Source organism: Streptococcus sp. SCPM-O-B-15294 (M123), assembly GCF_058200455.1.
Genome location: NZ_JBYQGU010000001.1, coordinates 202,160 through 228,072 on the forward strand (window position 1 = coordinate 202,160; position 25,913 = coordinate 228,072).

Annotated in this window: 23 protein-coding genes and 5 pseudogenes; 22 read left to right on the forward strand and 6 right to left on the reverse strand. The window is 38.3% G+C overall.

Annotated elements, in window-relative coordinates; translation table 11 throughout:
• Nucleotides 1-37: 37 nt before the first annotated feature.
• Both AC3E8G_RS00850 and AC3E8G_RS00855 read left to right on the forward strand, forming a co-directional pair.
• Nucleotides 38-1,168: an ABC transporter ATP-binding protein gene (locus tag AC3E8G_RS00850; RefSeq protein WP_021154414.1), complete on the forward strand. Its 1,131-nt coding sequence runs from the start codon at nt 38-40 to the stop codon at nt 1,166-1,168.
• A gap of 66 nt (nt 1,169-1,234) precedes the next feature.
• Nucleotides 1,235-2,902: an alpha-glucosidase gene (locus AC3E8G_RS00855; RefSeq protein WP_490676798.1), complete on the forward strand. Its 1,668-nt coding sequence runs from the start codon at nt 1,235-1,237 to the stop codon at nt 2,900-2,902.
• A 59-nt stretch (nt 2,903-2,961) separates the two neighbouring features.
• Here the strand turns inward: AC3E8G_RS00855 and AC3E8G_RS00860 are convergent, their stop codons facing one another.
• Both AC3E8G_RS00860 and AC3E8G_RS00865 read right to left on the reverse strand, forming a co-directional pair.
• A complete protein-coding gene (locus AC3E8G_RS00860) occupies nt 2,962-6,183 on the reverse strand; it encodes an LPXTG-anchored zinc carboxypeptidase (RefSeq protein ID WP_490676800.1) in 3,222 nt (1,073 codons plus the stop codon).
• Between the two features lie 116 nt (nt 6,184-6,299).
• Complete coding sequence (locus AC3E8G_RS00865) at nt 6,300-7,262, reverse strand: aromatic acid exporter family protein (RefSeq protein ID WP_049487803.1); 963 nt, start codon at nt 7,260-7,262, stop codon at nt 6,300-6,302.
• A gap of 96 nt (nt 7,263-7,358) precedes the next feature.
• Between AC3E8G_RS00865 and rlmB the strand changes: the two genes are divergently transcribed.
• The 9 genes and pseudogenes from rlmB to AC3E8G_RS00910 all read left to right on the forward strand — a co-directional run bounded on the left by rlmB (nt 7,359) and on the right by AC3E8G_RS00910 (nt 12,797).
• Nucleotides 7,359-8,087, forward strand: coding sequence for a 23S rRNA (guanosine(2251)-2'-O)-methyltransferase RlmB (gene rlmB / locus AC3E8G_RS00870; RefSeq protein ID WP_003010074.1), 729 nt, complete (start codon nt 7,359-7,361; stop codon nt 8,085-8,087).
• Nucleotides 8,088-8,105: 18 nt separating this feature from the next.
• Nucleotides 8,106-8,618 carry an NYN domain-containing protein gene (locus AC3E8G_RS00875; protein WP_490676801.1) on the forward strand — a complete coding sequence of 171 codons (513 nt, stop codon included), beginning with the start codon at nt 8,106-8,108 and terminating at the stop codon, nt 8,616-8,618.
• Nucleotides 8,618-9,481 (forward strand): DegV family protein, encoded by an 864-nt coding sequence (locus AC3E8G_RS00880; protein ID WP_490676802.1) that lies wholly within the window; start codon nt 8,618-8,620, stop codon nt 9,479-9,481. The genes AC3E8G_RS00875 and AC3E8G_RS00880 overlap by 1 nt, the downstream gene beginning before the upstream one ends.
• A 152-nt stretch (nt 9,482-9,633) precedes the next feature.
• Nucleotides 9,634-10,080 (forward strand): 50S ribosomal protein L13, encoded by a 447-nt coding sequence (gene rplM / locus AC3E8G_RS00885; protein ID WP_002876943.1) that lies wholly within the window; start codon nt 9,634-9,636, stop codon nt 10,078-10,080.
• An 18-nt stretch (nt 10,081-10,098) separates the two neighbouring features.
• Nucleotides 10,099-10,491, forward strand: a complete 393-nt coding sequence (rpsI, locus tag AC3E8G_RS00890) for a 30S ribosomal protein S9 (RefSeq protein WP_002893764.1) — start codon at nt 10,099-10,101, stop codon at nt 10,489-10,491.
• Between the two features lie 353 nt (nt 10,492-10,844).
• Nucleotides 10,845-11,147, forward strand: a complete 303-nt coding sequence (locus AC3E8G_RS00895; protein ID WP_006151097.1) for a TMEM175 family protein — start codon at nt 10,845-10,847, stop codon at nt 11,145-11,147.
• Nucleotides 11,072-11,431 carry a hypothetical protein gene (locus AC3E8G_RS00900; protein ID WP_000397555.1) on the forward strand — a complete coding sequence of 120 codons (360 nt, stop codon included), beginning with the start codon at nt 11,072-11,074 and terminating at the stop codon, nt 11,429-11,431. The genes AC3E8G_RS00895 and AC3E8G_RS00900 overlap by 76 nt, the downstream gene beginning before the upstream one ends.
• The gene (locus tag AC3E8G_RS00905; protein WP_000825751.1) at nt 11,428-11,751 is read left to right on the forward strand and encodes a potassium channel family protein; all 324 of its coding nucleotides are present in this window, start codon (nt 11,428-11,430) and stop codon (nt 11,749-11,751) included. Before AC3E8G_RS00900 ends, AC3E8G_RS00905 begins: the two co-directional genes overlap by 4 nt.
• A pseudogene (locus AC3E8G_RS00910) lies at nt 11,748-12,797 on the forward strand (DUF389 domain-containing protein). The gene AC3E8G_RS00905 and the pseudogene AC3E8G_RS00910 overlap by 4 nt, the downstream one beginning before the upstream one ends.
• A gap of 475 nt (nt 12,798-13,272) precedes the next feature.
• Here AC3E8G_RS00910 and AC3E8G_RS00915 read toward each other — a convergent pair.
• Together AC3E8G_RS00915 and AC3E8G_RS00920 are read right to left on the reverse strand one after the other, a co-directional pair.
• Nucleotides 13,273-13,494 carry a tyrosine-type recombinase/integrase gene (locus AC3E8G_RS00915; protein WP_002893762.1) on the reverse strand — a complete coding sequence of 74 codons (222 nt, stop codon included), beginning with the start codon at nt 13,492-13,494 and terminating at the stop codon, nt 13,273-13,275.
• Between the two features lie 244 nt (nt 13,495-13,738).
• Nucleotides 13,739-14,347: a DUF1269 domain-containing protein gene (locus tag AC3E8G_RS00920; RefSeq protein ID WP_002893760.1), complete on the reverse strand. Its 609-nt coding sequence runs from the start codon at nt 14,345-14,347 to the stop codon at nt 13,739-13,741.
• A gap of 350 nt (nt 14,348-14,697) precedes the next feature.
• On the opposite strand from AC3E8G_RS00920, the pseudogene AC3E8G_RS00925 reads away from it, so the two are divergent.
• From AC3E8G_RS00925 to AC3E8G_RS00970, 10 genes and pseudogenes are all read left to right on the forward strand, one after another.
• Nucleotides 14,698-14,841: pseudogene (locus AC3E8G_RS00925) on the forward strand (IS982 family transposase); the annotation flags it as partial.
• Between the two features lie 3 nt (nt 14,842-14,844).
• Nucleotides 14,845-15,178: pseudogene (locus AC3E8G_RS00930) on the forward strand (diacylglycerol/lipid kinase family protein); the annotation flags it as partial.
• 148 nt (nt 15,179-15,326) lie between these two features.
• Nucleotides 15,327-15,917: pseudogene (locus tag AC3E8G_RS00935) on the forward strand (IS256 family transposase); the annotation flags it as partial.
• Nucleotides 15,918-16,097: 180 nt separating this feature from the next.
• Nucleotides 16,098-16,376 (forward strand): DUF6110 family protein, encoded by a 279-nt coding sequence (locus AC3E8G_RS00940; protein ID WP_002893755.1) that lies wholly within the window; start codon nt 16,098-16,100, stop codon nt 16,374-16,376.
• 1 nt (nt 16,377) lies between these two features.
• Nucleotides 16,378-18,441: a heavy metal translocating P-type ATPase gene (locus AC3E8G_RS00945; protein ID WP_002893754.1), complete on the forward strand. Its 2,064-nt coding sequence runs from the start codon at nt 16,378-16,380 to the stop codon at nt 18,439-18,441.
• Between the two features lie 299 nt (nt 18,442-18,740).
• Nucleotides 18,741-19,355, forward strand: a complete 615-nt coding sequence (locus tag AC3E8G_RS00950; protein ID WP_002911684.1) for a CadD family cadmium resistance transporter — start codon at nt 18,741-18,743, stop codon at nt 19,353-19,355.
• A gap of 11 nt (nt 19,356-19,366) precedes the next feature.
• Entirely contained in the window at nt 19,367-19,705 is a 339-nt protein-coding gene (gene cadX / locus AC3E8G_RS00955) for a Cd(II)/Zn(II)-sensing metalloregulatory transcriptional regulator CadX (RefSeq protein WP_414281186.1), read from the forward strand.
• Between the two features lie 247 nt (nt 19,706-19,952).
• Nucleotides 19,953-20,237, forward strand: coding sequence for a hypothetical protein (locus tag AC3E8G_RS00960; RefSeq protein WP_490676803.1), 285 nt, complete (start codon nt 19,953-19,955; stop codon nt 20,235-20,237).
• A gap of 759 nt (nt 20,238-20,996) precedes the next feature.
• Complete coding sequence (locus AC3E8G_RS00965) at nt 20,997-21,614, forward strand: CPBP family intramembrane glutamic endopeptidase (RefSeq protein ID WP_125329184.1); 618 nt, start codon at nt 20,997-20,999, stop codon at nt 21,612-21,614.
• A gap of 87 nt (nt 21,615-21,701) precedes the next feature.
• Entirely contained in the window at nt 21,702-22,118 is a 417-nt protein-coding gene (locus AC3E8G_RS00970; protein WP_154857338.1) for a hypothetical protein, read from the forward strand.
• Between the two features lie 260 nt (nt 22,119-22,378).
• On the opposite strand, the gene AC3E8G_RS00975 is transcribed toward AC3E8G_RS00970, so the two are convergent.
• Together AC3E8G_RS00975 and AC3E8G_RS00980 are read right to left on the reverse strand one after the other, a co-directional pair.
• Nucleotides 22,379-22,582: a CsbD family protein gene (locus AC3E8G_RS00975; RefSeq protein WP_021154436.1), complete on the reverse strand. Its 204-nt coding sequence runs from the start codon at nt 22,580-22,582 to the stop codon at nt 22,379-22,381.
• Between the two features lie 186 nt (nt 22,583-22,768).
• A pseudogene (locus tag AC3E8G_RS00980) lies at nt 22,769-23,143 on the reverse strand (DUF421 domain-containing protein); the annotation flags it as partial.
• Nucleotides 23,144-23,403: 260 nt separating this feature from the next.
• On the opposite strand from AC3E8G_RS00980, the gene AC3E8G_RS00985 reads away from it, so the two are divergent.
• Complete coding sequence (locus tag AC3E8G_RS00985) at nt 23,404-25,548, forward strand: AAA family ATPase (RefSeq protein ID WP_490676805.1); 2,145 nt, start codon at nt 23,404-23,406, stop codon at nt 25,546-25,548.
• The last annotated feature ends 365 nt before the right edge of the window (nt 25,549-25,913 follow it).

Here is a 25,913-nt window from a genome sequence, read left to right on the forward strand (position 1 = left end):
TTTACAATAGAATTATAAAAATCAAAGGAGTACCATCATGGTAGAATTAAATCTTAAAAATATTTACAAAAAATATCCAAACAGTGAACACTATTCAGTTGAAGATTTCAACTTGGACATCAAAGACAAAGAGTTTATCGTTTTCGTAGGTCCTTCAGGATGTGGTAAATCAACAACTCTTCGTATGATCGCTGGTCTTGAAGATATCACAGAAGGTGAATGTTCCATCGATGGTACTGTTGTAAATAACGTGGCACCTAAAGACCGTGACATCGCCATGGTATTCCAAAACTACGCTCTTTACCCACACATGACTGTGTACGATAACATGGCCTTTGGTTTGAAATTGCGTAAATACAGCAAGGAAGATATCGACAAACGTGTACAAGAAGCAGCTGAAATCCTTGGCTTGAAAGAATTCTTGGATCGTAAACCAGCTGACCTTTCTGGTGGTCAACGTCAACGTGTGGCTATGGGTCGTGCCATTGTCCGTGATGCAAAAGTGTTCTTGATGGACGAACCTTTGTCAAACTTGGATGCGAAACTTCGTGTATCCATGCGTGCTGAAATCGCGAAAATCCACCGCCGTATCGGAGCTACAACTATCTACGTAACTCACGACCAAACAGAAGCGATGACTCTTGCTGACCGTATCGTTATCATGTCTGCTACTAAAAACCCTGCAGGTACTGGTACAATTGGACGTGTGGAACAAATCGGTACTCCTCAAGAAGTTTACAAAAACCCAGTCAACAAATTCGTAGCCGGATTCATCGGAAGCCCTGCAATGAACTTCATTAACGTGAAATTGGAAGGTGGACACATCGTTGCCAATGGATTGAACTTGAAAGTTCCAGAAGGTGCTTTGAAAGTCTTGAAAGAAAAAGGCTATGATGGTAAAGAATTGATCTTTGGTATCCGTCCAGAAGACGTGAATACAGAAGCTGCTTTCCTTGAAACATTCCCAGAATCAGTCGTGAAAGCAACCATCTCTGTATCTGAGTTGCTTGGTTCAGAATCTCACTTGTACTGCCAAGTTGGTGACAACGAATTCATCGCTAAAGTAGATGCACGTGACTACCTTGGAACTGGTGAAACCATCGAACTTGGATTTGACTTGAACAAAGCTCACTTCTTCGACAAAGAAACTGAAAAAACAGTATACTAATACCTACTGACACTGTAGAGACTGATACGATATGTCTCAGTCACTTTCATTTTAAGGAGACAAAACATGGAAAAAGACTGGTGGAAGGGGAAGGTCGCTTATCAGATCTACCCAAAAAGCTTTAAAGATAGCAATGGTGATGGCGTTGGGGATTTGAAAGGAATCACGAAGAAACTCGATTACCTTCAAAACTTAGGAATTGACATTCTCTGGTTATCGCCTATTTACAAGAGTCCGTTTATTGACCAGGGCTATGATATTTCAGACTACTATGCCATTGATCCTATTTTTGGAACTATGGAAGATATGGAGGAGCTAATTGCTGAAGGTAAGAAGCGGGGCATTTCTATCATTATGGACTTGGTGGTTAACCACTGCTCCAGTCATCACGAGTGGTTCCAAAAAGCTCTATCAGATCCAGATGGCCCTTATGCAGATTACTTTTATTTCATCGAAAGTGACAAGGAACCCAACAACTGGGAAAGTTACTTTGGAGGCAGTGTCTGGGAACCAGTTCCTGGCACCAACAAATACTATCTCCATTCTTATCACAAGGATCAGCCAGACCTTAATTGGCAAAATCCTGTCTTGCGCGAAGAAATTTACAAGATGATCAACTGGTGGTTGGACAAGGGAATTGCGGGCTTTAGGATCGATGCTATTATCAATATCAAAAAAGATCTAGAATGGCGTTCGCTTCCGTCTGATCGCGAAAATGGCTTGGTCCCAGTACTGGAGTCTCTAGTGAATGCCCAATCGATTGAACCTTTCTTGCAAGAGTTAAATGAGCGAACCTTCGCCAAGTACAATGCCTTCACAGTTGGGGAAGTGTTCAATGAAACCGACGAAGAATTGCATTTCTTCATTGGAAAAGACGGTGTCTTTTCTTCTATCTTTGACTTCAAGCAAACCTGCTTAGGGCAGGAAGGAAAGGGCTGGTTTGACCATACTCTTCCAACAGCGGAAGAACTTAAGGAAAGTATTTTCCAAGCGCATGAGCGCGCAGATAGGATTGGTGTTCTCTCGACCATCATCGAAAACCACGACGAACCTCGTGGCGTGTCCCATTATATTGCGGAAGGTCCGGTAAACGATACCAGTAAAAAAGCTCTAGGAACCATTCAGGTTTTGCGTAAGGGAATTCCGTTTATCTATCAAGGCCAAGAAATTGGGATGGAAAACCAAATCTTTGAATCAGTTGAGGACTTTGATGATATCGCGACCATCAATGGCTACCATGTGGCTAAAGAAGCTGGTTTGAGTGAGGAAGAAGCATTAGCTGCGATTGCCAAATACAGCCGGGACAATGCACGGACACCCATGCAATGGTCAGCAGAGCCAGGTCTGGGCTTTAGCGATGGGTCAGCTTGGTTGATCAGTCCCAAACCAGATGTTGCCATCAATGTGGAAGATCAGGAAAAGGATCCAAATTCCATCTTGAATTATTACCGGCAGCTGACGGCCTTGTATCGCCATCCCCTCTATGGAAATACTATCCGATTTGGAGATATGATCCCAGCGTATCGGGACTGTGAAAACATCATCGCCTTTGAACGCCGTGGGGACAAGCGTCTCTTGGTGATCAGCAATTTCCAAAATCGCCAGGCCACCTTGGAGTTGCCAGCTCCGATTAAAACAGTCGTTTTAAATAATACAGCAGGATTATTCCAAGAAGGAGACCAAGTGCTCGAATTAGTCCCTTACCAAACGGTTGTGTTGGAATTGGTGGAATAGAAAAGAACCTTCGCGTCTGCGAAGGTTCTTTTCATGTCATCCAAGTCTAAACCTGGAGCTTACTCAACTTCTTTCTTTTTCAAGAGGAGGAAGCCTCCGCTAACGGCTAACAAGAAGCCTGAAAGAATGAAGTGCGCAGTTGTGTCTTCTCCAGTTTGTGGCAATTGTGCCTTGGCTGGACTTTCTTGGAAGCTTTGTCCTACTTGGTAAGTCAAGGCTTGCACGCTTTCTTCATTTTTAGTTGTCATTTCTTTTTGTGGAAGGAGGACTTTAGGATTATCCTTCTTGGCTAAGATTGGCTGTGGATTGCTTGTTTGGTTATGAATTGGAACCACCACTTGATCTGGTTCTTTAGCTGGAACGTAATCCATCAAGCTTGCCAACTTGCTGCCAAAGATCGCATTGGTTACCCAGCGGAAGAAGTGGACAGGGTGTTGACGGTTGGTTGGATTTCCTGCATAGACAAAGAGTGGTTGTCCCATCAGTTCTCCAGAGATGGCCATGACTTTGTTAGCCAGAACATCATTATGTGGCCACCAACCTGCAATATAATAATCGCTCGGAGCGATGCTCATCAAGGTCTTGAAATGTTCTGGAACCTTTTCAATCCAGTTTCCTGAGTTGGAGTAGAAGAGGGTATTCTTCTTGTATCCGCTGGTCAATGGATCCTGATCATCAATGATCGCTTTCATCAAGCCTTCGTAGTCACTACCGCCTTTTAGTTTTTCAGCGTCAAATCCTGTAAGAACTCCCAATTTTTCCAGCTTTTGCATGGCTTCCCCACCAATGACAAGGGTTGGTTTCTTGCCAAAAATGGAAGCGTCAAAGCGGTTGCTTTCCAAAATAACAACATCCGCTTCTTCTGGTGTATTGACGATTTGGAAGCCTAATTTTTCAAGGACCAGACTAGTATGAGCAGGCGCATCTACTCCAGCCCAATTATAGTGGTAGTTCGGAGAGTAAACCTTCATCGGTTTCAAGGTTGGTCCGCTTGGTACCTTGTAGAGGGCATCCCCATAAATGGCATAGTTTGGTAGGAGCGAAGCAAAGGTATCGCGGTCAACGATGTAGCCATCATCTGTTAGGTAGACAGATTTTCCTTGCGCGATGGCCTGGTTGACAGCTTTAACGGCACTGGCTGAGGTATTGGCGATCACATAGTAAGGCGCTTTTGGATCGATCTCAGAGGTACGAGTGGCGCGGGTGGTGGTGACTTCTCCTAATTTTCCGTTGAAAAGACCATCCGCAAAGACGGGTTCGGACTTGAACCCTCTCATATCTGGGAAGTTGACCAGCAACTCTGCGTACATAGCAGCCCAGGCAGATTCGTTGGAACCCTTGTAGAGAATATGGTTGGCATAGCCACGTTTGGCTTGGGCCATGTCAATGACCAAGTCCCCTTTTTTGTAGGGACCTGTATCTTCTTTAAGTTCCTTGACGAGGACACCATTGCGTTTGAAGTAGTCGATCATATTGAAGGCTTCTTGGGCATCGTTGTCTTTGTCGAGGCTCATTGGGATGACGTAGTAGTCTGGGAAGAATTTCGGACGACCATTTTTCACACGTCCAACGATTTCCCCATTTGGACCGACCAGTTCATTTTCAGCTTTTGGATCTTCGGTTTTATTGAGACCGCGCAGGTAGAAGTTGAGACGCATCTCAAGGAGACGGTCCGGATCTTGGTTGAGGAAGTCAATCCCTCCTAGAACAGCATTGCGACCTGCTTTGTAGGATTCTTCATTTCCTTCTGGAATTTCAATGGTATGGCCTAAGATACCATGGTAGACAGCATATACCCCTGTATAGCCAGAGAAGGAGTCATCCCAGCCATCGCCCCAATCCAGTTTTGGAATGATGTAACTATTGTATTTAGAATTGGCAACTCCTGCCCGTCCCATATGATGGGCATTTTCTAGCATCAGGTCTGACAGAAGATCGTATTCGAAGTTCGGATCATGTGGTGGCGTTGCAGGTTCGATTAAGAATTCTTTGACAAAACCGTGTAAGTCGTAGAGAGCGATCGGATTCCATTTGTTGATCATTTGGATAACCGTGCGAACTTCAGGGTTGGTTTGGTAGCTGGCATCCCGGTTTGGATCGAGCCCGTTTGCTAGGGCCCGCAGGTTGAGAGCATCCCCATCTGGGTTTTCCGTGAAGTCAAATAAGAAGATGAATTTATTGAGCAAGGTTGGAATATCTAGCGTTACAGTTTTAGCATTTCCAGCTTCATCTGTAGTGTTAAAGGTCACTTTTTCCTTGGTAGCAAAGGTATGAAAGAGGCCAGTGATGATATCAATTCCAGGCTGTTCATCCGCGTGGGTGTTGTGGACTAAGACAGGTAATTTGTAATCCAAGGTCTTGTCCTTCAGTGCAGCCAGCATTTCGCTTGGCTTAGTCAAGGCTGTAGGATTGGTGCTAGAGAGGTAGTGATCGATGCTGGCTTGGTCCTTGCTCACGATCCCCATCTTCATATCCCGGCCTTGGGCACTCTTGCCAAGGGTTTCCAGCTGCACTAAACGATCGGGTTTCGCTTCTTCCTTGGATTTTTCGATAGCAGCTAGCATTTCTTCATGCGTATGGTAGTCTTGGTAAGGTCGAAAAACAAGGGTTTTATTGATGGTCACACCCAAGTCTGCATTGGTTCCGACTAGTTCATGGTTGCCGATGTAGTTGCGATAAGTCCGGCGAATATTATTTGGGCTACGAAGACTGAGATCTTCACCAAAGAGATCCTGCACGTCAATGTGGAGATCCAGATCATTGCCGTTTGCGGTCTCTGTGATAGTGAGGAATGGATCCTTGCTCAGTGTTCCTGTCTCCATATCCCAGGTTTTCCACTCAGAGAGAGGTTTATTGTCTAAGGTCCAGCTGATCTTGCCAGCAGCTTGAGCTTTTTCTTGGACTTTGTCATCAATCGTACTCTTTTCAGAGAGATAAATGGTGCTATCCGCCAATCGAGTCGCTTGGTCAGCGGTTGTTGTAGCACGGGTAGTGCTTGGACTAGCGGTTGGAGCAACTTCTGTAGTAGAAGTCCCATCAGAAGTCGCTGCTGTTTCTGCAGGACTAGCAGGAGTTACTTCTGTGGCTGTAGCGGGACTAGTCGTCTCGGCTGTCACAGGTTGCTCAGTAGCAGGTGTCGCTTCAAGGACCGTGCTTGGTTCCGTTTGAGGAGTTTCTAAGCTATCGGCTGAAGCTTGGCCATGACCGATAACGGAAAGCAAGACAGCCGCTGAGAGACTGAGTGTCGTAGTGTACAAATGTTTCTTATATGAAGACTTCATATAGAAGACCCTCCTTAAAAAAAGTTATTTTCCAGTTCTAGTATACCATTTTAGGAAAGCGTTTACAACGATTACCCTAATAAAGAAGCCTTTGCATCTTGCAAGGGCTTCTCTGTCTATTCTGTTTCCTTATGAAATTGTTGGTAAAAATCAACCTTGATTTGGATAAAAGTTTCTAAGTCTCTTAAGAGTTGGAGCAAGGTGGCGCGTGTTTCGAATTCTTCACGGGTCTTGGGAAGAGGGCGTTCGCGGAAGATCGCCAAATAATGACTAATATCATCTAGAAGATCTTGGGCAGGATTTTCCTGGCTTAACTGTTGAGCCGTCTTCTTAAATAGTTGTGCCAGGATTATGCTTTCACTCGCCGCTAACTGACAGCGATTGACGTTTTCTGCCATATCTCGCAGAATATCGTTTTGCCGCTTGCGCATTTCGAAGTAGTGAATATGGTAGTTGGTTTGGTGAAAGAGGTGGTTGGAATGGTCCAGATAAACTAGCTTCAAAGCATCCTTTAGGATACCATCCAACTCCTTAATCAAGCGAGCATCATTGCGACCATCCCCTTTACCAAGTAATTCCGCAAAACGACCAAGGATCTTCTTTAGTTGGTCTTCAACAACATCATGGTAATGATCGATCGCTCCCTGATTAGAAGGCATATAGAGATTGGCCAGCAAGGCAAAGCTGGTCCCAATTAAAAAGAGAGCAAGTTCATTGAGCAAGAGCCCCCAGGAGGTAGACTGCTCAATCAAGAGGTGGGTAACCAACACCGTACTAGGGGTGATACCGATCTGCCAACCCAATAGAAAGGCACCAGGAACATAGAGAGCGATAAAAACTCCCAGTGCCCAAAGGTTAAATCCTAAAAAGGAAAAGGCGAGACTTCCGATAGCAAGGGCTAGCAAGGTTGACATAAAGCGCTGGTAGGCCTGCTTGATGGTACTGCGACGCGTATCAGAGATACTCAAGATGGCAATGACGCCAGCTGAGATGGCATAGGTCAAGCCCAGAGCATAAGCAAGGGTAGCTGCTAAACAGGTGGCCAAGGTGAGCTTGATGGTTCGTTGAAAAAGAGGCATGGCTTCCTTTCTAGTTATGTTTGTTCATTGAGATAGATTTGATTTCATTATATCATGAATTGGCCTCTTCCTCCTTTCTTGTGGTATACTAGTTCTATGGAAAATAACGATATCGTATACGGTGTCCACGCAGTCACCGAGGCTTTACAAGCCAACACAGGCAATAAATTATATATTCAAGAAGATCTCCGAGGGAAAAATGTCGACAAGATCAAGGCCTTAGCAGCTGAGAAAAAAGTGTCGATTTCTTGGACGCCAAAGAAAACCCTGCAGGAAATGACAGAAGGAGCTGTTCACCAAGGCTTTGTTCTTCGAGTGGCAGCCTTTGCTTACACCGACTTGGCAGCGATTCTGAAACAGACAGCCCAAGAAGAGAACCCGCTTTTATTGATTCTCGATGGCTTAACAGATCCGCACAATCTTGGATCTATCTTGCGGACAGCTGATGCGACCAATGTCTCAGGAGTCATCATTCCTAAGCACCGAGCGGTTGGGGTGACCCCAGTGGTGTCAAAAACTTCTACCGGAGCAGTGGAACACATTCCCATTGCGCGTGTGACCAATCTTAGCCAAACCTTAGACAAGCTAAAGGAAGAGGGCTTCTGGATCTTTGGAACCGACATGAACGGCACGCCATCGCACCAGTGGAATACGGCTGGCAAGTTAGCCTTGATCATTGGCAATGAAGGAAAAGGGATCTCAGCCAACATCAAAAAGCAAGTCGATGAGATGATCACCATTCCCATGAATGGTCATGTGCAAAGCCTCAATGCCAGTGTGGCAGCAGCCATCCTCATGTATGAGGTCTTTCGCAATCGACTATAATTCTAGAAAGGCAATGATATGAAACGAAAAATCTTATTGGTTGACGGCTATAATATGATTGCCTTTTGGCAGGAGACCCGCCAGCTCTTTCAAAAAAGTGAGCTCGATGCAGCCCGCAATATCCTCCTGCAAAAACTGAGCCACTATGCTAGCTTTGAAGGGATCGAAGTCATCTGTGTCTTTGATGCCCAGTATATGCCAGGAGTGCGACAGACCTATGAGGAGTTCAATGTTCAGGTGGTCTTTTCCGGCGAGGATGAAACGGCAGATGACTATATCGAGCGTTTGGCGGCAGAGCTTAATACGCCCCTCCACCAAGTTTCGGTAGCGACCAGTGACTTAAATGAGCAATGGACCGTCTTTGCTCAAGGGGCCCTTCGGGTATCCGCTAGAGAGTTAGAAAAACGGGTCGCAGTCGTCAAAGGAAACCTTAATCAAGCGCAGCAAGTGGTCAACGATCAAAAACCACCCATGCGACCGCTCGATCACCAAGTATTGCGACAATTACAAGAAATGATGGGAGACAAGTAATGACATTTGCTATTTTAACCGATTCGACCGCAGATTTAGACCAGAACTGGGCCAAGGAACACCAGGTGACCATTCTTGGGTTGACCATTGAGTTAGATGGGACGGTTTACCAGACAGTTGGCCAAGGTCAATTGACCAGCCCGGAGCTTTTAGAAGCCATGAAAAATGGGGCCAAACCGACAACCAGTCAGGTCAATGTGGGCCAATTCCAGGAGACCTTTGAACAAATTGCCAAAGAAGGGAAAGACCTGCTTTATGTAGCCTTTTCATCGGTCTTATCTGGGACTTACCAGAGTGCAGTCATGGCGCGAGACCTGGTTTTAGAAGACTACCCGGAAGCCGTGATCGAGATTGTCGATCCGAAGGCTGCTGGGATTGGAGAGGGTTACCTAGTTATGCGTGCAGTAGCTGCGCGTGATGCGGGCCGTTCATTAGCAGAAGCCAAAGAAGAAATCATGGAGCTAGCGCCAAAACTGCGGACTTATTTCCTCGTCGATGATCTCTACCACCTCATGCGTGGCGGGCGTCTTTCCAAGAGTGCTGCGATCATGGGAAGTTTGGCCAGCATCAAACCCATTCTCTGGATAGATACGGAAGGGAAATTAGTTCCTATTAGCAAGGTTCGGGGACGCAAAAAAGCTGTCCGAGAATTACTGGAGCTGATCAAAGCCGATATCGGTGAAAGCACAGCCTTGGTATCTTATACCAACGATCTAGAAGGAGCAGAAGCACTGAAGCAAGAAATGCTTGCGCTTGAAGGGATCGATGAAGTCCTCGTGATGCCTCTTGGACCAGTTATTTCAGCTCACGTCGGCCCGAATTCCTTGATCGGATTTGTCATGGGAAAAGAAAATCGCAAATAATTTTCCAAATCGGTTGACTTTTATCTTAGAATTTTGATACAATAGTAGGCGGTATTGTTTACCCCATTTGTAAGGCCCCGGAACCTTTCAAATAACTTGCGGACCGGAACATCCGCCCTGTAAACAAAAACGACATTCATATAGGAGAAATCATGAACAAAACTACATTCATGGCTAAACCAGGCCAAGTAGAACGCAAATGGTACGTTGTTGACGCAACTGATGTACCTCTTGGACGCCTTTCAGCAGTTGTTGCTAGCGTGCTTCGCGGAAAAAACAAACCAACATTCACACCTCACACTGATACAGGTGACTTCGTAATCGTTATCAATGCTGAAAAAGTTAAATTGACTGGTAAAAAAGCAACTGATAAGATCTACTACACTCACTCAAACCACCCAGGTGGATTGAAATCAATCTCTGCTGGTGAACTTCGTTCTAAAAATGCAGTACGTTTGATCGAGAAATCAGTTAAAGGTATGCTTCCACACAATACTCTTGGCCGCGCTCAAGGTATGAAATTGAAAGTATTCGTTGGAGCTGAGCACACTCACGCTGCACAACAACCAGAAGTTCTTGATATTTCAGGACTTATCTAAGGAAAGGAACAATAAAGTATGTCACAAGCACAATATGCAGGTACTGGACGTCGTAAAAACGCTGTTGCACGCGTTCGCCTTGTTCCAGGAACTGGTAAAATCACTGTTAACAAAAAAGATGTTGAAGAGTACATCCCACACGCTGACCTTCGTCTTGTAATCAACCAACCATTCGCAGTTACTTCAACTGCAGGTTCATACGACGTTTTCGTTAACGTTGTAGGTGGTGGATACGCAGGTCAAGCAGGAGCTATCCGTCATGGTATTGCTCGTGCCCTTCTTCAAGTAGACCCAGACTTCCGCGATTCATTGAAACGCGCAGGACTTCTTACACGTGACTCACGTAAAGTTGAACGTAAGAAACCAGGCTTGAAAAAAGCTCGTAAAGCATCACAATTTAGTAAACGTTAAAACTTATTTAAACTTATTGAAAGCATTTCGTATCAAAAATACGGGATGCTTTTTCTGTTCACCCCAAATTTTTGTAACTAGGTGATACTTGAAATTAATACAAATTTGGTTGTTTTTGATAAATCTAAGCAACACTACATGATGAAGTGAAAGGGGATGAATCTTTGATAGTATTCACTTATTGTGAAATATGATATATTTATTAATTAGATGGATGAATACTTCTAGAGTTAAATATAGTATAATAGGGACATACTTTTTGGTTTATTTTTGTTTGTAGTCGGATTATGAAAGAATATCCAATATTATGCGATAAGATAGAATGTTACAAAAAAGAAAGGGGATGCAATCCGATGAAGAAAGACAGATTAATTGTATTGACAGATGCTGTTCTAGCAATTATTATGACCATCTTGGTTTTAGAGTTAGAAAAACCAACAACACCAAGTCTTGAAGCTTTTTGGGATTTACGGCAAAATTTCTTTGCTTGTTTTCTTTCCTTTTTCTGGTTGGGATCGTTATGGATGGCACTAAACACATTATGGGAAAAGGTTGAGAAAATTTCCTCAGAAATTATTTGGTGGAATTTGTTTCTACTCTTGGAGCGGCAGGAGTTCTCTTTGGAGAATTTCATGCCATCCAAGATACCAGTCTGAATGATGTGGTGGACCGGATCTATATAAATGTCAAGGATTTACCGTTTCAGTCCTTGGGAGCTTTAGCTAATATCCTGTCTGATATTAAGAAGGGACTGATTCAAGACAGTCATATCTGGTCTTTCTTCCAGTCATTTTTCAAACAATATCAGTTGATAATCAGCTTAAATCAGATCTATCAGTTTGTCTATCTTTCTCTGATGGAGATCATGTCCTATCTTCACTTTGATTATTGGAAAAAAACGGCTCGGTCAGGAGCTAGTATGAATAAGGAGAACAAATGAAACGTTTAAAAATGTTATGGCATATTATGCAGGTTACGGGTTTTACTCGGTTTGCTCTGAGTTTTGTGACCTTTGTTTTTGGGTCAGGAGGCGTGCTTTTCCTAGTTGAACCTGCTATCACAAATTACGGAGACGGTCTTTGGTATGCTTTTGTGACTTCGACGACTGTCGGCTACGGGGATCTCCTAGCTGTGACCTTGATTGGAAGGATTACCAGTGTCTTCTTGACGATTTATGGGCTCATATTTTTTGGCTGTTTATCAGCTGTTATTTTTAATTATTATACCAATTTAAATAAGGAAAGAGGAGAGGACAAATGACTGCCAATTATTCAACACGGGAATACCGTGAGAAATTATACGATGACCTTCATGTTCGATTGAGAGATACAGCGATTTTGATGTGTGCAATTTTTATTGCCTCTATCGGACTAAATATGAATTCAACAGCTGTCATTATAGGAGCCATGTTGATTTCACCTCTCATGACACCGATTGTTGGACTGGGATTCGGTTTAGCTATTTTTGATACGCGTTTAATCAAGCAATCTCTAGAGGTTTTATTGACTCAAGTGTTGGTCAGTTTGCTTGTCTCGACTCTGTATTTCTGGATTTCTCCCTTGTCTTATGCAAGTAGCGAGTTGATTGCACGAACCTCTCCAACCATTTGGGATGTCCTCATTGCTATTGCTGGTGGGATTGCTGGTGTGATCGGTTCAAGGAAAAAAGAAGCAAACAATATCGTGCCAGGAGTAGCCATTGCTACAGCTCTGATGCCGCCTATCTGTACTGCTGGCTATGGTTTAGCTAATGGGAATGTACGATTTTTATTGGGGGCTCTCTATCTTTTCTTGATCAACTGTGTCTTTATCATGCTAGCCAACATTGTTGGAACAAGAATTTTGATGAGAAAATCTCCTTTAACTTCATTTAAAGAGCTGAGCATTAAAATGAGAATTGGCTTGATATCTTTGATTGTATTGTTGATTCTTCCAGCTAGCTATTCGGCAGTTACTCTGACAATAGAATAAGCGCGCAAAGAAGGGATCAAACAGTTTGTAGGAAAAGAGTTCGCCAATTATACGGTTATTAATCAAGTCTACAAGTCAAGTAACAATGAATTGGTCTTGACGGTTGTTGGAGATCCGATTTCAGAAGAAGAATTAGAAACACTCCACCAAAAACAAGCCTCTTACGGTATTCAATCTGTTCAATTGAAAGTGAATCAAGTTCAGAACTCGCCAACATTAGATAGTGAAGCGACCAAGGAATTTTATGAAAACATTGACAAGTATATTGATCAAAAACTCTCTGAAAAAGATTCACAAAACGATCTCGTAAAAGAAAATGAAGCAGACAAGGATTGAGGACAATGAACTGAATCGGTTTTTACGCCGTGTTTTTCTTGTATCTTCCTCTTTCTTACTTATAGCAGGTTGTTTTTGCTTGAATAAGAAATAAATTAGAAGTTCTATCATCTAAGAAAAATGATGAACAAAAAATCATTTAACTAATGGTGTGAACGTTTAGTGTTTATCAGCTCCATTCTCTGTAATTTTGGGGGTAAAATCCACACCATTCGGATAAAATTAGTTGAATTTGATTGGAAAAAAGCTTTTATAAAAGCGGAGAAAAGTCTTGATATTACGCTGTTTTTAGTCCAACTGAAATTCATACTTTCCAAACCAGGTCTTAAGAAAGCTCGTAAAGCATCACAATTCTCAAAACGTTAATCAATACGATTATATCAACGTTTACAGACATTCAAGAATTATTTCTTGGATGTCTTTTTTGTTTCAAAAAATCAAAGTTCACCCCAAAATTCACCCCATATTCACCCCATCAATTTTTTAAACTACGAAAAGCAATATCACCTACAGTCTGATTGACTTTATCTTTGATATTAACGTAAGTTTTTGTAATCTCTTTATCACTATGAGTAAGAGCTTCTGAGAAGGCTTCAAGAGAAACACCTGCTTGTTTAGCAAGAGTAGCACCAGTATGTCTTAGTTTGTGTGGTGATGCTGGTGCTAATTCGGGATGTCTTCGTCTGACTGATTTCATCTTGATAAAACTTAAAATTTTTCTAATTATAACGAAGCATAGTCAAAAAGCTATGACCTCTATATTCACAAAAAAATCCAGACCAATACTAGTCCAGATTTCTTGTCTATTAAACATTCTTTTCAAAGAATGGAAGAACGGCTGTAACGGCTTTGTCAACGCAATTATTTAACTGTGAGAATCCGACGCACATAAATTTTAAATGGCGTCTCAGTCACATTTAAATTTATGAGACGCTTAGACGTTAGGCTTTCAATTTGTCAAATTTTGCTTTGACATTTGCCTTGAATTCTTCAAGTTTAGCCTTGCGTTCGGCTTTACGTTCAGCCTTCATTTGTGCACGTGCCTGGTTGTAGAGGTCTTCTTGGACTTGCAGAGCTGCTTCGATTTCGGCTACGACGGTTGCTACATCCCAACGCACGATTTGGGTGTCGTACTTGGTGAAGTAAGCATCGATGACTGCTTCGTTGTTTTCTTGCACCAAGGCGACAACGGCTGTTTCGCCGTCGATCAATTTTTGAGACACAACGTCAATCAAGCCAGCTTCTGCCGTATCAACGGTATCACCAGCAGCCAAACCATAGAGGCTGCCAATACCATAACCAAACAAGACGCCGATAGGACCACCCAAAAGCCCGATAACTGCACCGAGCAAGCCACCTTCTAGGGTTGCATCCGTCGTTGAATCTTCAAAGTCATAGCGTTCTTTTTCAACGATGTGACCGTTTTCATTTTTGACCAAGGCGATTTGAGCAACCTTGGTCGTCTGAGTTTGGCGGAAAGCCTTCAAATCCGCAAAGGACTGATAAGCTTCGCTTTCAGTGTTAAAGACTGAAACTACTAGGTTTTCCATAGTTAGTACCTCTTTTCTAAATATATACGTTCATTATAATACAGTTTCAATCACTTTTCAATCATTTTAGTGCGACATTTTAATTGATATGTCGCGTTTATCAGCGTCAAAGAACAGTTTCAGGCAGCGGTATATCTTTGCCATATCCCAGCCCAGACACTCTGGCGACTCTGAGTGATTATCAAGAAAGGCGTCCAGCAACATCTTAAAGCCTCCCGTGCAAAAAGTAAATAAATAGTGTTTTTCCTGTATGCCTGTCACACGGCTAAAAGACCGCTTGACCAAATCTTCCAGAAAATTATAGCAGATATTATGTACCAGCTCTGTGTAGCGAGTCTGATGAGCGTGCCGAATCACATCGACACTTTTATAGAATCTGCCAACTGTTTCCTTATGGTCGAATCCTTGAAAGAAGTCGCTTTATTCGTCGGTCAAGACAATTAATTTGGCTGGTGCAACTGATTCGCCAAGCTATGAACAAGCAATTATTACCTTTTGAAAGCAAAAATGGCAATTATGAAGGTGAAGCTACTCAGGTCTTAGTTCTTCTATCCAATTACTATGCAGACAAAAAACTATTTGATGAAAATACAGATGAATATGGAAATATCTTGATTTTAAAGGATTCATCCATCATTTCTAAATTATCGGCTATCCCAGATTTATTAAAAAGGGGATCTAGTAGGTAACAATAATATCGAATATATCAAAGTACGCAATATTAGGATTTCTTCAGAGGTTGAGTTAGAGTCAGATGTTGATGGGGATAAGTCGGATAATCTGCCAATAGATATAAAAATACTAGAAAACAGGCTTGAAAAAGGCTCGTAAAGCTAGCCAGTTCTCTAAACGTTAATTCGTTGCTGGACAGCAGAATACAAACGAAAACACTTTGCATCTTGCAAGGTGTTTTTTTCTATGAGAACTGGCGGTGCGCAATTAGGATAGCTCTAGCGACTTTAGTCGCATAGAGATATGCTATGCACAGTTGCCTCAAGAAAACAATGCTTCTTGGTCCACCCTGTTAGACAAGCTTCAAAACCAAGGAATCCAACAGATTTCTCTTGTAGTTACAGATGGCTTTAAGGGGCTTGAGCAGATTATCAGTCAGGCTCACCCATTAGCTAAACAACAATGTTGCTTAATTCATATTAGTCGAAATCTAGCTAGTAAAGTGAAACGAGCAGATAGAGCGGTTATTCTGGGGCAATTTATAATGATTTATCGTGCTGAAAATTTAGAAATGGCAGGACAAGCTTTAGAGGACTTTCTCGCCGAATGGAAACCAAAGTATAGGAAAGTCATGGAAAGTCTGGAGAAGACGGATAATCTTTTAACTTTTTATCAGTTTCCCTACCAGATTTGGCACAGCATGTATTCGACAAACCTCATTGAGTCTCTTAACAAAGAAATCAAACATCAAACGAAAAAGAAGGTTCTTTTTCCTAATGAGGAGGCTCTGGAACGTTACTTAGTTACGTTGTTTGAAGATTATAATTTCAAGCAAAGTCAACGAATCCATAAAGGGTTTGGTCAATGTTCTGATACACTTGAAAGCTTATTTAATTAACACTCCATAACTCTACTTAAGTGTTTACACATAATTATTTACAGTATCAAAAAATAAAGTATATTGTTTTCATCATAATATAATTAAATATCAGTATAGAGAATTTTATCTATATATCAGATATCAGCAATTGCTTTTGCTGTCATTTTTCGCTACAATAGTTACAAGGAGGAAATAAACATGTTAAAAGAAGTATTAAACGTCGCAAAAGTTGCGAAAAAATCATCTCTCTTCTTAGGAGGGGTAGCATTTGGGACGCTTGGCTTGAAAGTCTTAGCAAGTAAAGAAGCTAAGAAAGGCTATTCTAAGGCCTTGGCTAAAGCTTACAAATTGAAAGATGGACTGGATGCATCTGTTTCTGTTGTAAAACAACACGGTGATGATGTTTTACAAGACGCTAAATATTTATACGAACAGGAAAAGAAAGAAGAACAATTAGATAGCCTGACAGGTGAATAATATGTCTTTTAAAGTGCTACACAGAGGATATCAACATATCCGATTATCGTCCTCGTTTTCACTGACCTTGGATATTCAAGATTATCTTCGTTCCTTGGCTAAAGATGAAAAAGGGATCGACTCTATTCAGTTTTATATGGATCAGCAGCACTTTACTCTACGTATGAAAGAAGGCTTCTCTGTATTAGAAAATGCAGAGGCCTTTTTAAAAAAAATTGACAAGGGGAAAGTTTCGGACTTGATGACTCTTCCCATTCGTAGAGAAGAGAGTGCTTATTCAATTGTATCGGGTGCAGCGATTAAGCGTTTGCTGTTTCGAAGTTTTGTACCCTACCCTATTCGTTATATTTGGACTTGTTATCAGGCTTTGGGTTATGTCAAAGAAGCCTATCAAACTTTAGCGCGCAAGGAACTAACCATGGAGGTCTTGGACTGTTCGGCCATTTTGTTGTCCTTGTTTATGAACCAATCCAAGACAGCTAGCAACATCATGTTTATGCTTGATTTGGGTAATCATCTGGATCAGTGGTCTTTAAAAAAAACAGCAACAGATTTGGAACAAAGCCTTCTTGCTAAAGAAAGTGATGTTTTCTTAGTGCGGGGAGACATGGTCATCAGCATCAAGAGTTCTGATGTTCAAGTAGGTGATGTATTAGTTGTCTCCCAAGGTAATGAAATCTTGTTTGACGGCCAAGTGGTTTCAGGATTAGGCATGGTCAATGAGAGTTCCTTGACTGGAGAGAGCTTCCCTGTTGAAAAGAAAGAGGGAGATTCTGTATGTGCGAATACTGTTTTGGAAACAGGAGAGTTAAGAATTCGTGTGACTGATAATCAGATAAACAGTCGTATTTTGCAACTCATCAATCTGATGAAAAAATCTGAAGAGAGTAAGAAGACAAAACAACGTCATTTTATTAGGATGGCAGACAAGGTTGTAAAATATAACTTCTTAGGTGCTGGTTTGACTTATCTGTTAACAGGTTCGTTTTCAAAAGCCATTTCCTTTTTATTGGTGGATTTTTCATGTGCTCTAAAAATATCCACACCTGTAGCCTACCTTACGGCCATAAAGGAAGGTCTAAATCGAGAAATGGTTATTAAAGATGGTGATGTATTAGAAAAATATCTGGAAGTGGATACTTTCTTGTTTGATAAAACGGGTACCATCACGACGAGTTATCCTTTGGTTGAAAAGGTTCTTCCTTTCGGAGATTATACTGAGAAAGATATTTTAAGAATAAGTGCATGTTTGGAGGAACATATCTATCATCCTATTGCCAATGCAATTGTTAAACAAGCTGAAATTGAAGGCATTGAACACGAAGAAATGCATGGCAAGCTTCAGTATGTTGCAAGCAAAGGGATTAAATCGCAAATTGATGGTCAATCGGTTGTCATTGGAAATTATGTACTAATGCAAGACGAACAGGTAAGAATTAGTTCTGAGCAGCTGGCCTTGATTGAGCAATATAAGACTCATTACAATTTATTGTTTTTGGCTTATAAGAAAGAATTAATTGGGATGTTTTGTATCCACACTCCCTTGAGAAGCGAGGCGAAAGTTGCATTGAAAAAGCTAAAGCGCCAAGGGAAAAAACTGATTCTGGCAACTGGTGATACGTTGGCTAGAACAGAAGAGTTGGTTAAAGATCTGCCATTTGACAACGTTTATACTGATTTAAAACCAGATGGTAAGTTTCAGTTGGTTCAGGAATTACAGAAAGCTGGCCGAACTATTTTGATGGTTGGAGACGGGTTAAACGACTCTGCTGCCTTGACGCTTGCAGATATTGGGGTTGTGATGAATGAAAGTGCTGATATTTCTAAGCAGATGAGTGATATTTTATTATTAGATAATCGTTTAGATTTCTTCGAGGAATTGAATTCTTTATCTGAATCGTTGCAGAAATTAATTCAAAGAAATATTCAAGAAACAGTTGTAATAAATGGAAGTTTAATTGGATTTGGGTTGTTAAATTGGTTAAGCCCATCTAATCTTTCGATATTGCACAATCTGACTACTTTAAGAATCGTCCTTCGTAGTCTTTCTATTAAAAGTAGGTAAGAGACCGAGAAGCTGAGGTTATAAAAACTAAAAGGAGTTGTCTCATTTGAGAATAACGGTTCTTTGTCAACTGTAGTGGGTTGGTGGAAAATTATACCCTGGAGAGGACCAAATTGGTTCTCTCCTTTTAAATATTGAAAAAACCATTGGCAGTGGACATACTTTAAGACTATATATTTCTGAAACTAGTTTCACAATACAAATATTGACATGCAATTATTAATTGGTGGATTTTAAGTTGACATCTACAAAGGTTAATGTTAGAATACATTCAAAAATATATTTGAATGAGGTGTTTTATGATTCAAAATATTGTTACTTCAATAATCCTGTATTCTGGGACAGCCGTAGACTTACTTATTATCCTAATGTTATTTTTTGCCAAAAGAAAAAGCAGAAAGGACATCATTAACATCTATTTAGGACAATTTCTAGGCTCTGTTAGTCTAATATTCCTAAGTTTGCTTTTTGCATTTGTCTTAAATTATATTCCTAGTAAAGAGATTTTAGGTTTACTCGGTTTGATTCCAATTTTCCTAGGCCTCAAAGTTTTGCTTTTAGGAGATTCTGATGGAGAAGCTATTGCAAAAGATGGTTTGCGAAAAGACAATAAAAACCTGATTTTTCTAGTCGCTATGATTACTTTTGCAAGTTGTGGCGCTGATAATATTGGTGTCTTTGTCCCATATTTTACCACCTTAAATTTAGCGAATTTGATAGTGACTTTACTTACTTTTCTAGTCATGATTTATCTCTTGGTTTTTTCTGCCCAAAAATTAGCACAAGTCCCTTCTGTTGGAGAAACTTTGGAAAAATATAGCAGATGGTTTATTGCCGTTGTCTATTTAGGATTGGGGATGTATATCCTGATTGAAAACAACAGCTTTGACATGCTATGGGCTGTGTTAGGCTAGGAGAAAAAATTATGAAAAAAAATAGTATCTGTCAAGTGGATGTTATAAATCAACAAAATGTTACAACCGCAACGAACTACCTTGAAAAGGAAAAAGTCCAAAAATCACTTCGCATTTTATCAAAATTTACCGATAATAAACAGATAAATATCATCTTTTATCTCCTTGCCGTCGAAGAACTCTGTGTCTGCGATATAGCCTGTTTATTAAATCTCAGTATGGCATCTGCCTCCCACCATCTTCGTAAACTAGCCAATCAAAACATCTTGGACACTAGAAGAGAGGGGAAAATTATATATTATTTTATAAAAGATGAGGAAATCAGAGATTTTTTTAATCAACTAGGATAACAACTATTTTTACTACTTTTCCATGATTATAGGGAGATTATATATGAAATTTTTTGATGAAAATTACTCATAAGAAATACCTACTCGTATCAAATGTTTAAGAAAAAAGTATAATTTAAAGCAAAGCGACCTAGGTAATGCAGGTCAAGTTAGCCAAGTTGAAAAGGGAGGAATTTGAAAGAATTTGTATCTTTTATTTTTTGTTTCATTTATGCCCTATGCTACTGGAATAGTTAGTAGTCATTTCATGAATCATACGGCACAGCTCTTTTATGGACTGATCGTTATTGTTTCAACGGTAGCAAACTGTTTTTTACATAAAGTAATTGATAAACCCAATATAGATCAGAAAGAATTACTTGAAGCTACCGCACAATATAGGAAGTTATTGATACCTGACCTAATAATTAAAGGAGTGGGATTGATTCTGTCCTTAATTCTCTATCCTCCGATTATGATGTATAGTGTTTTAATTGCGGCATTTTACATCATAACTTTAAAAACACTATCCGAAAAAAGAGTGAATAACTAAAAAACGGTGACCAAAGTTAGGTGTATTATTTTAATGCTTAGAGACCTAAACTATTCCCTATTTTAAAAATATTGATTCAGATTTTATGAAATTAAAAAGTAGATATTGTTCAGAAAATCCTTGATATTACGCTGTTTTTAGTCCAACTGAAATCCATACTTTCCAAACCAGGTCTTAAGAAAGCTCGTAAAGCTAGCCAGTTCTCTAAACGTTAATTCGTTACTGGAATACAGAATACAAACGAAAACACTTTGCATCTTGCAAGGTGTTTTTTTGTATGAGAACTGGCGGTGAGCAATTAGTATAGCTCTAGCGACTTTAGTCGCGTAGAGATATGCTATGCACAGTTGCCCCAAGAAAACAAGCGTAGCGATGTTTGATTGGATGGCAACCACTGCACTCAAAACGTTAATCAACACGATTATATCAACGTTTACATACATTCAAGAATTTTCTCTTGGATGTCTTTTTTTGTCTACTTTAATTTTACAAATTAGTAATTGCATATAATTATTTGAAAAAATAAAAATAGTTAGTTACAATAAAAGTGTAAAAGCGCTTACTCGATTATTGGAGAGGTTAATAATGTAAGAGTTCTGTTTTTCTTTGTTAAGATAGGAGAATTTTTAGGAAAGGTAAAATGTCAGAATCAGTATATGCAAAGAATCTCAGCATTTCCGCTTTAAGTTTCAGAAAAATGATTAAGTGAAATAAGCAATGATTGAAGTATTAATAATGGTTTATTGGAGGTAGTTAAAAATGAAAGAAAAATATAAAGTGACTGGGCAGTTATTTTTACTCTCAAATTTACCGTTTTGTTGTTTTATTTTGAAAGATATTTCATTAGTCTATGCTAGGTTGCTATTTGTACTTTTCTTGTTTTTTACATTATATTTCTCTTATAAAATAAGCATAAAACATAATGTCATTAATCGTATTCAGAAACTAGAGTGGAACAAAGTACTTTATTGTTTAGCATTCGTTGCTTTGATAAGACTTACAGTTCATTTGTATGTAAGCATTTTTGGAGATACCCAAAATGATGCGTTATTACAAATTTTAAAAGATATTATGGGCGTAGAGTTATTCAATTTTTATGGAATTTTCGTAGGACCAGTTTTAGAGGAAATAACTTTTCATGGTGCAATAATGAATTATTGCTATAATATGAGCAGGAAAGGTTTCATCATATCAAATATATTGTTTGGATTTGTGCATTGCATGAACGAACCTAGTATTGGAATTTTTATTAGATCGATTTTACTGTATAGTTTGTTAGGCGGTATAGTATCTTACATTTATTATAGAACTAAAAGGATAGAATACTCTGTACTAATTCACATGCTTGCTAATTTTTTGTCTTTAATAGGTTTTTAATTATGTATTCTGATTATTTTTATATTTGTAATTTCATGTAAGATTTTTGCTCAATAGACCACTAATAATATTACTGGGGATAACATAATGTTAGCAGATAAAGAAATGTTCTTCAAAATAGAAAATATCCTCCGTGAGCAAGGAGTACTTGAAAAGTTTGAAGAGGAAAATGGAAAAATAACTGATCATATGATGATTACGATGATGGAAATACCTCCTGAATTAGGAATTGATAAAGTTAGCGATAATATGCGTGCTTTTTATGCTTCATTTGATTTCTATAATATGATGATTGGGATTGCATTCGATTTAGACACAATGGAACTTATTCCTCAAATGTGGTTCACTCCTCAGACTGATGATGCTGTGGAACCTTCTAGTGAATGGATAGAATTTTTTGTAAAAACTCTATGTGAGAATATATCGGAAGAGGGTTTTGGAGTACCAATGTATAGTTTTTTAAATGACCACAGTGACCTTACAATTGTTCCGACTCAATCATAGAAAAGAGAAATGGGAAAGAGTTTGAATAAACATGATCACAGCTTAGCTCATCATGCTTTCGAAGTAAGGATAGAAAAAAGCTCGTAAAGCTTCACAATTTAGTAAACGTTAATTCAAAAGAATTACAATATTTACAAAGAGCACCTTTCGGGGTGTTCTTTTTCCTACACCCAAATTAAATCAAAGATAAACAAAAACCACCCCATCTTCCCCAGTCAAATAGGACTGCAGAAAATAGGGTGGTTTTAGAACGTTAACGATTAGTTATCGTCTTTGTGAAGGATGTTTTTCACACCGTTGATAGCTCCTTCAACAGCTTCTTTTGCATCTTCAGCAACTTCTTTTGCTTTTGATGCAACTTTTTCAGCAACGCCTTCAGCTTCTGTTTTTGTGTCGCCAGTTACTTTACCGAGACCTTCTTTAACAGAACCTTTAACTTGGTTTAATTTATCTTCTAATGACATAGTGTCACCTCCGTTAAGTAAATAGTTTTTTTAATCTGAATTCAAGACAGTTCATTTAAAAATAAAAAAACTATTTAGCTCAGATTAATATAAGTATATGCCTTCTGAAATAGGAAGTCAAATATTCGCTACGCTATTTTGAAAGTGGGAAGGAGTCATGGTGAGATTGCAACTAATGATGGATGAATAGGTCACGACATTCAATTTTCTTTTGTCGTACTCTGCGATAAAGATATCATCTACTTTTTCGTAGCCATCTTGTTTGAATTGGTCCATAAGCCAGTCTTCAGTTTTGTTGATAGTCTTCAAAATATCTGTCTGGATCACTCAGTTGGTGATAACTGGATATTTAGGATTTTCATCTCCCATTCCTACGATGATCAATTTTCCGTTTTGCTCAGTGACAGCCCGTTTAACTTCTTTCAATTGGAAGAGTCCATGAGTCCGTAGCTGCAGGGTGACGTCTGATGCGGAAAGTCTCTTTGAGCGACAAGCTTCTGGAGCTAATTTCCCATTTTTGATAATGATGTTTTTGATAGAAGAAACATTGGGTTTGAGCCATTAATTGTATATTTAGCATATGAACTAGGGATAGAACTGTTTTTAGTTAATGAGAAATCTAGTCTGGAGTAATGCTTAAATATTAAAATACATTCTGCTTAGAATATGATACAATAAATTTTGAATTAGATTTTATTTTATTAAATCTATTAAAGAATTTGAAATTGTAAGCTTAGTAATTCGGATATGATTTTTAATAAATAGAGTTCAATATATTTAAATATTTACGTTTTCTATTTTTATTATACTGGAGGAAAATAATGATTAAGTTAATAAAAAATTTTTTCGAAGATTATTTTAAGTCGATAGAGTCAGATCGGTATAAAACAATGATATATAAGAAAAATGGAATTAATCAAGAACGTTTTTATACATATGAAGAGATTGGAATTCTTGAAGGAGTATCTAAACAGAGGATTCATCAGATTGAATCGAAAATCTTTAGTAATATGAATTTATTGATGCATGGTTCAACAATAAAAAGTAAAAACTATAAGTGTGATGAGCAATTAGTTTGTAAGACAAAAGAATTTTTAAATGATTTAAAAGATAAAAAAACTATATCCTATTTTGAACTTATAAACAAATTTGGAATATCTGCTAGTGATAAAAATTATTTTGACATGTATCTTAAAATTCTAAAAATAAAAAGAATTACATTAGATAAAGAGAATATTGATATCATTTTAAGTTCAGAAATTAACAAATATGTACTCGAAGAAGAGATAACCAGAACATTAAAAATAGTTAAAAAAAATATTTTACCAATCTCAAAAGATGACATTATAATTCAATCTGCAAAAAGAAGAAGAAAAAAATCTAAGGAATATATCTTATTATCTATAGAGGTAATTCCGTTTAAAAAATTAGTTATCGATAATGTCGAATATTTAGACTACCCTAATTTAGATTTATCTGTAGGCGATAGTGCATATAAACTTCTATGGATTAAGCAGAAGAGAATGGGAATTCAAGATATAAAAAAATCAATTAATAAAGACAGAGGAAAAGTTGGAGATAAAATTGTAACGACTCAATATTTATCAAACCAGCTAGTTGCTCATCCTGAATTAGTATCTTTAGGTAATAAGGAGTGGGGATTAAAAAATTTTGGGATAGCAAAAATTTCTATTAAGGATCTCATGAAAAATATTTTTTATGTTGAAGCCAAGCCATTAACAAGCGTTTATATTTTAGAAGAAATTAAGAGAAGGAGAGGAGAAATTAATGAAAAAAGTGTAATTTCATATTTGAGTCAAGAAGATTTTTACCAACTAGATGACGGGACTTATATTATTTCAGATTGGAAAAGAAAATATACTTCACGAATAAAACCTAAAAGAGTTAAAACAAATTATAATGAATATATTTTAAAACATTTTAAAGAATCAGGGGAAAAAATTTTAACATTTTCAGAACTCTGGAGCCGTTCCGAAAAGACCTACAGTGGAACAAAGTATAATTTTAAAAATTTTTTAAAACAGAGAAAATATTTACAATACCATAAAGATGAAAATACTAAAGTTGAATATTTCACTCTTACAGAAGATAGGAGTGATTTAAAAGAATTACATGGGAATAAAACTAAGACAATTGAGGAATACTCGAAACTTATTTTGAGACAAAATAATGGAGAAAAAGAGTTATCAAAACTAATAAATTTAATTCAACAAAACTATCATATTTCTAGGCAATTGGTTTATCAATTTTTTAATAAACCGAATCGATTTTTTTTAAAAGAAAATCGTAATGGTACCTTAGTAATTAAGTTAATGGAGTCAGATTTTAATATAAAAATCTCAGAACATGATATTCTCCGTTTTTTGGATGAAGTTGTTACTGAAGAGGGAAAATTTGACTTTAAACAAGGTTTTCTTACGCTAGACCCTAAAAGGAAATTTGATAAAAAAAGTTTTGAAAAGATAATGATGAATATGTGTGCAATGGCTAATCACGGGAAAAATATTAAAGGAAGAATATTGATTGGTATTGCAGATAAAACTAGCGATACAAGAAGAATTGAGGAGTTAGATAATATTAATGCTATTGAAATAAATGGTTTTGGAATTGTTGGTGTAGAAAGAGAGGCAAAAATATTAAAAATGAGTCTCGAAGATTATCTCAAATTTATTAATGAGAAAATTAATGACTCTGGTTTGCCTGACAAATTAAAGTTATACTTAAAAAGCCATATGCAATATGTAAAAGTTTATGATAAAACATTGTTAATTTTAGAGGCAGAGAGTATTAATGGAATATCTTTTTATAAGAATTTAAAAACACAAGAACTAGAATTGTATATAAGAAAAGGTCCTCAAAAATATAAAGTAAATCAGTTTAATGATGATAACAGCACCTCAACTGAATTTTTAGAAGTACAATTAAGATGTACAGGCGACTATTAATAGTTTTAGTTTAATATAGGGCATATTTTGATATTTGTTAAAAATATGCCTTAATTTAATGAAATTCAGAAAAACAGATAAATTTAAAGGGGGGGATAAAGTTGACTTTTCCTTCTAATCAATCTATTTAAGTTAAGTTGCAATTTGTGTTAAACAAACCTGGTATTAAGAAGTCTTATATAGCATCACAATTTAGTAAACGTTAATTTGAAAGAATTACTATTCTATACAAAGATCACCTATCGAGATGTTCTTTTTATTTGAAAATCAGTAATATCTTTGTAAACTGGATGCTTTATTCATCATCTTAAATGGAGGGGAAAGCGTCTCAAATTGTTTTTTCGTCCATCTATCTGAATCAAATA

Coding starts and splice junctions, on each gene's coding strand:
- AC3E8G_RS00920 (WP_002893760.1), bottom strand. CDS start 14,347: ATGGAAAACCTAGTAGTTTCAGTCTTTAACACTGAAAGCGAAGCTTAT.
- AC3E8G_RS00960 (WP_490676803.1), top strand. CDS start 19,953: ATGAATCATACGGCACAGCTCTTTTATGGACTGATCGTTATTGTTTCA.
- AC3E8G_RS00945 (WP_002893754.1), top strand. CDS start 16,378: ATGTCTTTTAAAGTGCTACACAGAGGATATCAACATATCCGATTATCG.
- AC3E8G_RS00905 (WP_000825751.1), top strand. CDS start 11,428: ATGAAACGTTTAAAAATGTTATGGCATATTATGCAGGTTACGGGTTTT.
- AC3E8G_RS00985 (WP_490676805.1), top strand. CDS start 23,404: ATGATTAAGTTAATAAAAAATTTTTTCGAAGATTATTTTAAGTCGATA.
- cadX (WP_414281186.1), top strand. CDS start 19,367: ATGAAAAAAAATAGTATCTGTCAAGTGGATGTTATAAATCAACAAAAT.
- AC3E8G_RS00950 (WP_002911684.1), top strand. CDS start 18,741: ATGATTCAAAATATTGTTACTTCAATAATCCTGTATTCTGGGACAGCC.
- AC3E8G_RS00850 (WP_021154414.1), top strand. CDS start 38: ATGGTAGAATTAAATCTTAAAAATATTTACAAAAAATATCCAAACAGT.
- rpsI (WP_002893764.1), top strand. CDS start 10,099: ATGTCACAAGCACAATATGCAGGTACTGGACGTCGTAAAAACGCTGTT.
- rplM (WP_002876943.1), top strand. CDS start 9,634: ATGAACAAAACTACATTCATGGCTAAACCAGGCCAAGTAGAACGCAAA.
- AC3E8G_RS00915 (WP_002893762.1), bottom strand. CDS start 13,494: ATGAAATCAGTCAGACGAAGACATCCCGAATTAGCACCAGCATCACCA.
- AC3E8G_RS00855 (WP_490676798.1), top strand. CDS start 1,235: ATGGAAAAAGACTGGTGGAAGGGGAAGGTCGCTTATCAGATCTACCCA.
- AC3E8G_RS00940 (WP_002893755.1), top strand. CDS start 16,098: ATGTTAAAAGAAGTATTAAACGTCGCAAAAGTTGCGAAAAAATCATCT.
- AC3E8G_RS00860 (WP_490676800.1), bottom strand. CDS start 6,183: ATGAAGTCTTCATATAAGAAACATTTGTACACTACGACACTCAGTCTC.
- AC3E8G_RS00880 (WP_490676802.1), top strand. CDS start 8,618: ATGACATTTGCTATTTTAACCGATTCGACCGCAGATTTAGACCAGAAC.
- AC3E8G_RS00965 (WP_125329184.1), top strand. CDS start 20,997: ATGAAAGAAAAATATAAAGTGACTGGGCAGTTATTTTTACTCTCAAAT.
- AC3E8G_RS00875 (WP_490676801.1), top strand. CDS start 8,106: ATGAAACGAAAAATCTTATTGGTTGACGGCTATAATATGATTGCCTTT.
- AC3E8G_RS00975 (WP_021154436.1), bottom strand. CDS start 22,582: ATGTCATTAGAAGATAAATTAAACCAAGTTAAAGGTTCTGTTAAAGAA.
- rlmB (WP_003010074.1), top strand. CDS start 7,359: ATGGAAAATAACGATATCGTATACGGTGTCCACGCAGTCACCGAGGCT.
- AC3E8G_RS00865 (WP_049487803.1), bottom strand. CDS start 7,262: ATGCCTCTTTTTCAACGAACCATCAAGCTCACCTTGGCCACCTGTTTA.
- AC3E8G_RS00895 (WP_006151097.1), top strand. CDS start 10,845: ATGAAGAAAGACAGATTAATTGTATTGACAGATGCTGTTCTAGCAATT.
- AC3E8G_RS00970 (WP_154857338.1), top strand. CDS start 21,702: ATGTTAGCAGATAAAGAAATGTTCTTCAAAATAGAAAATATCCTCCGT.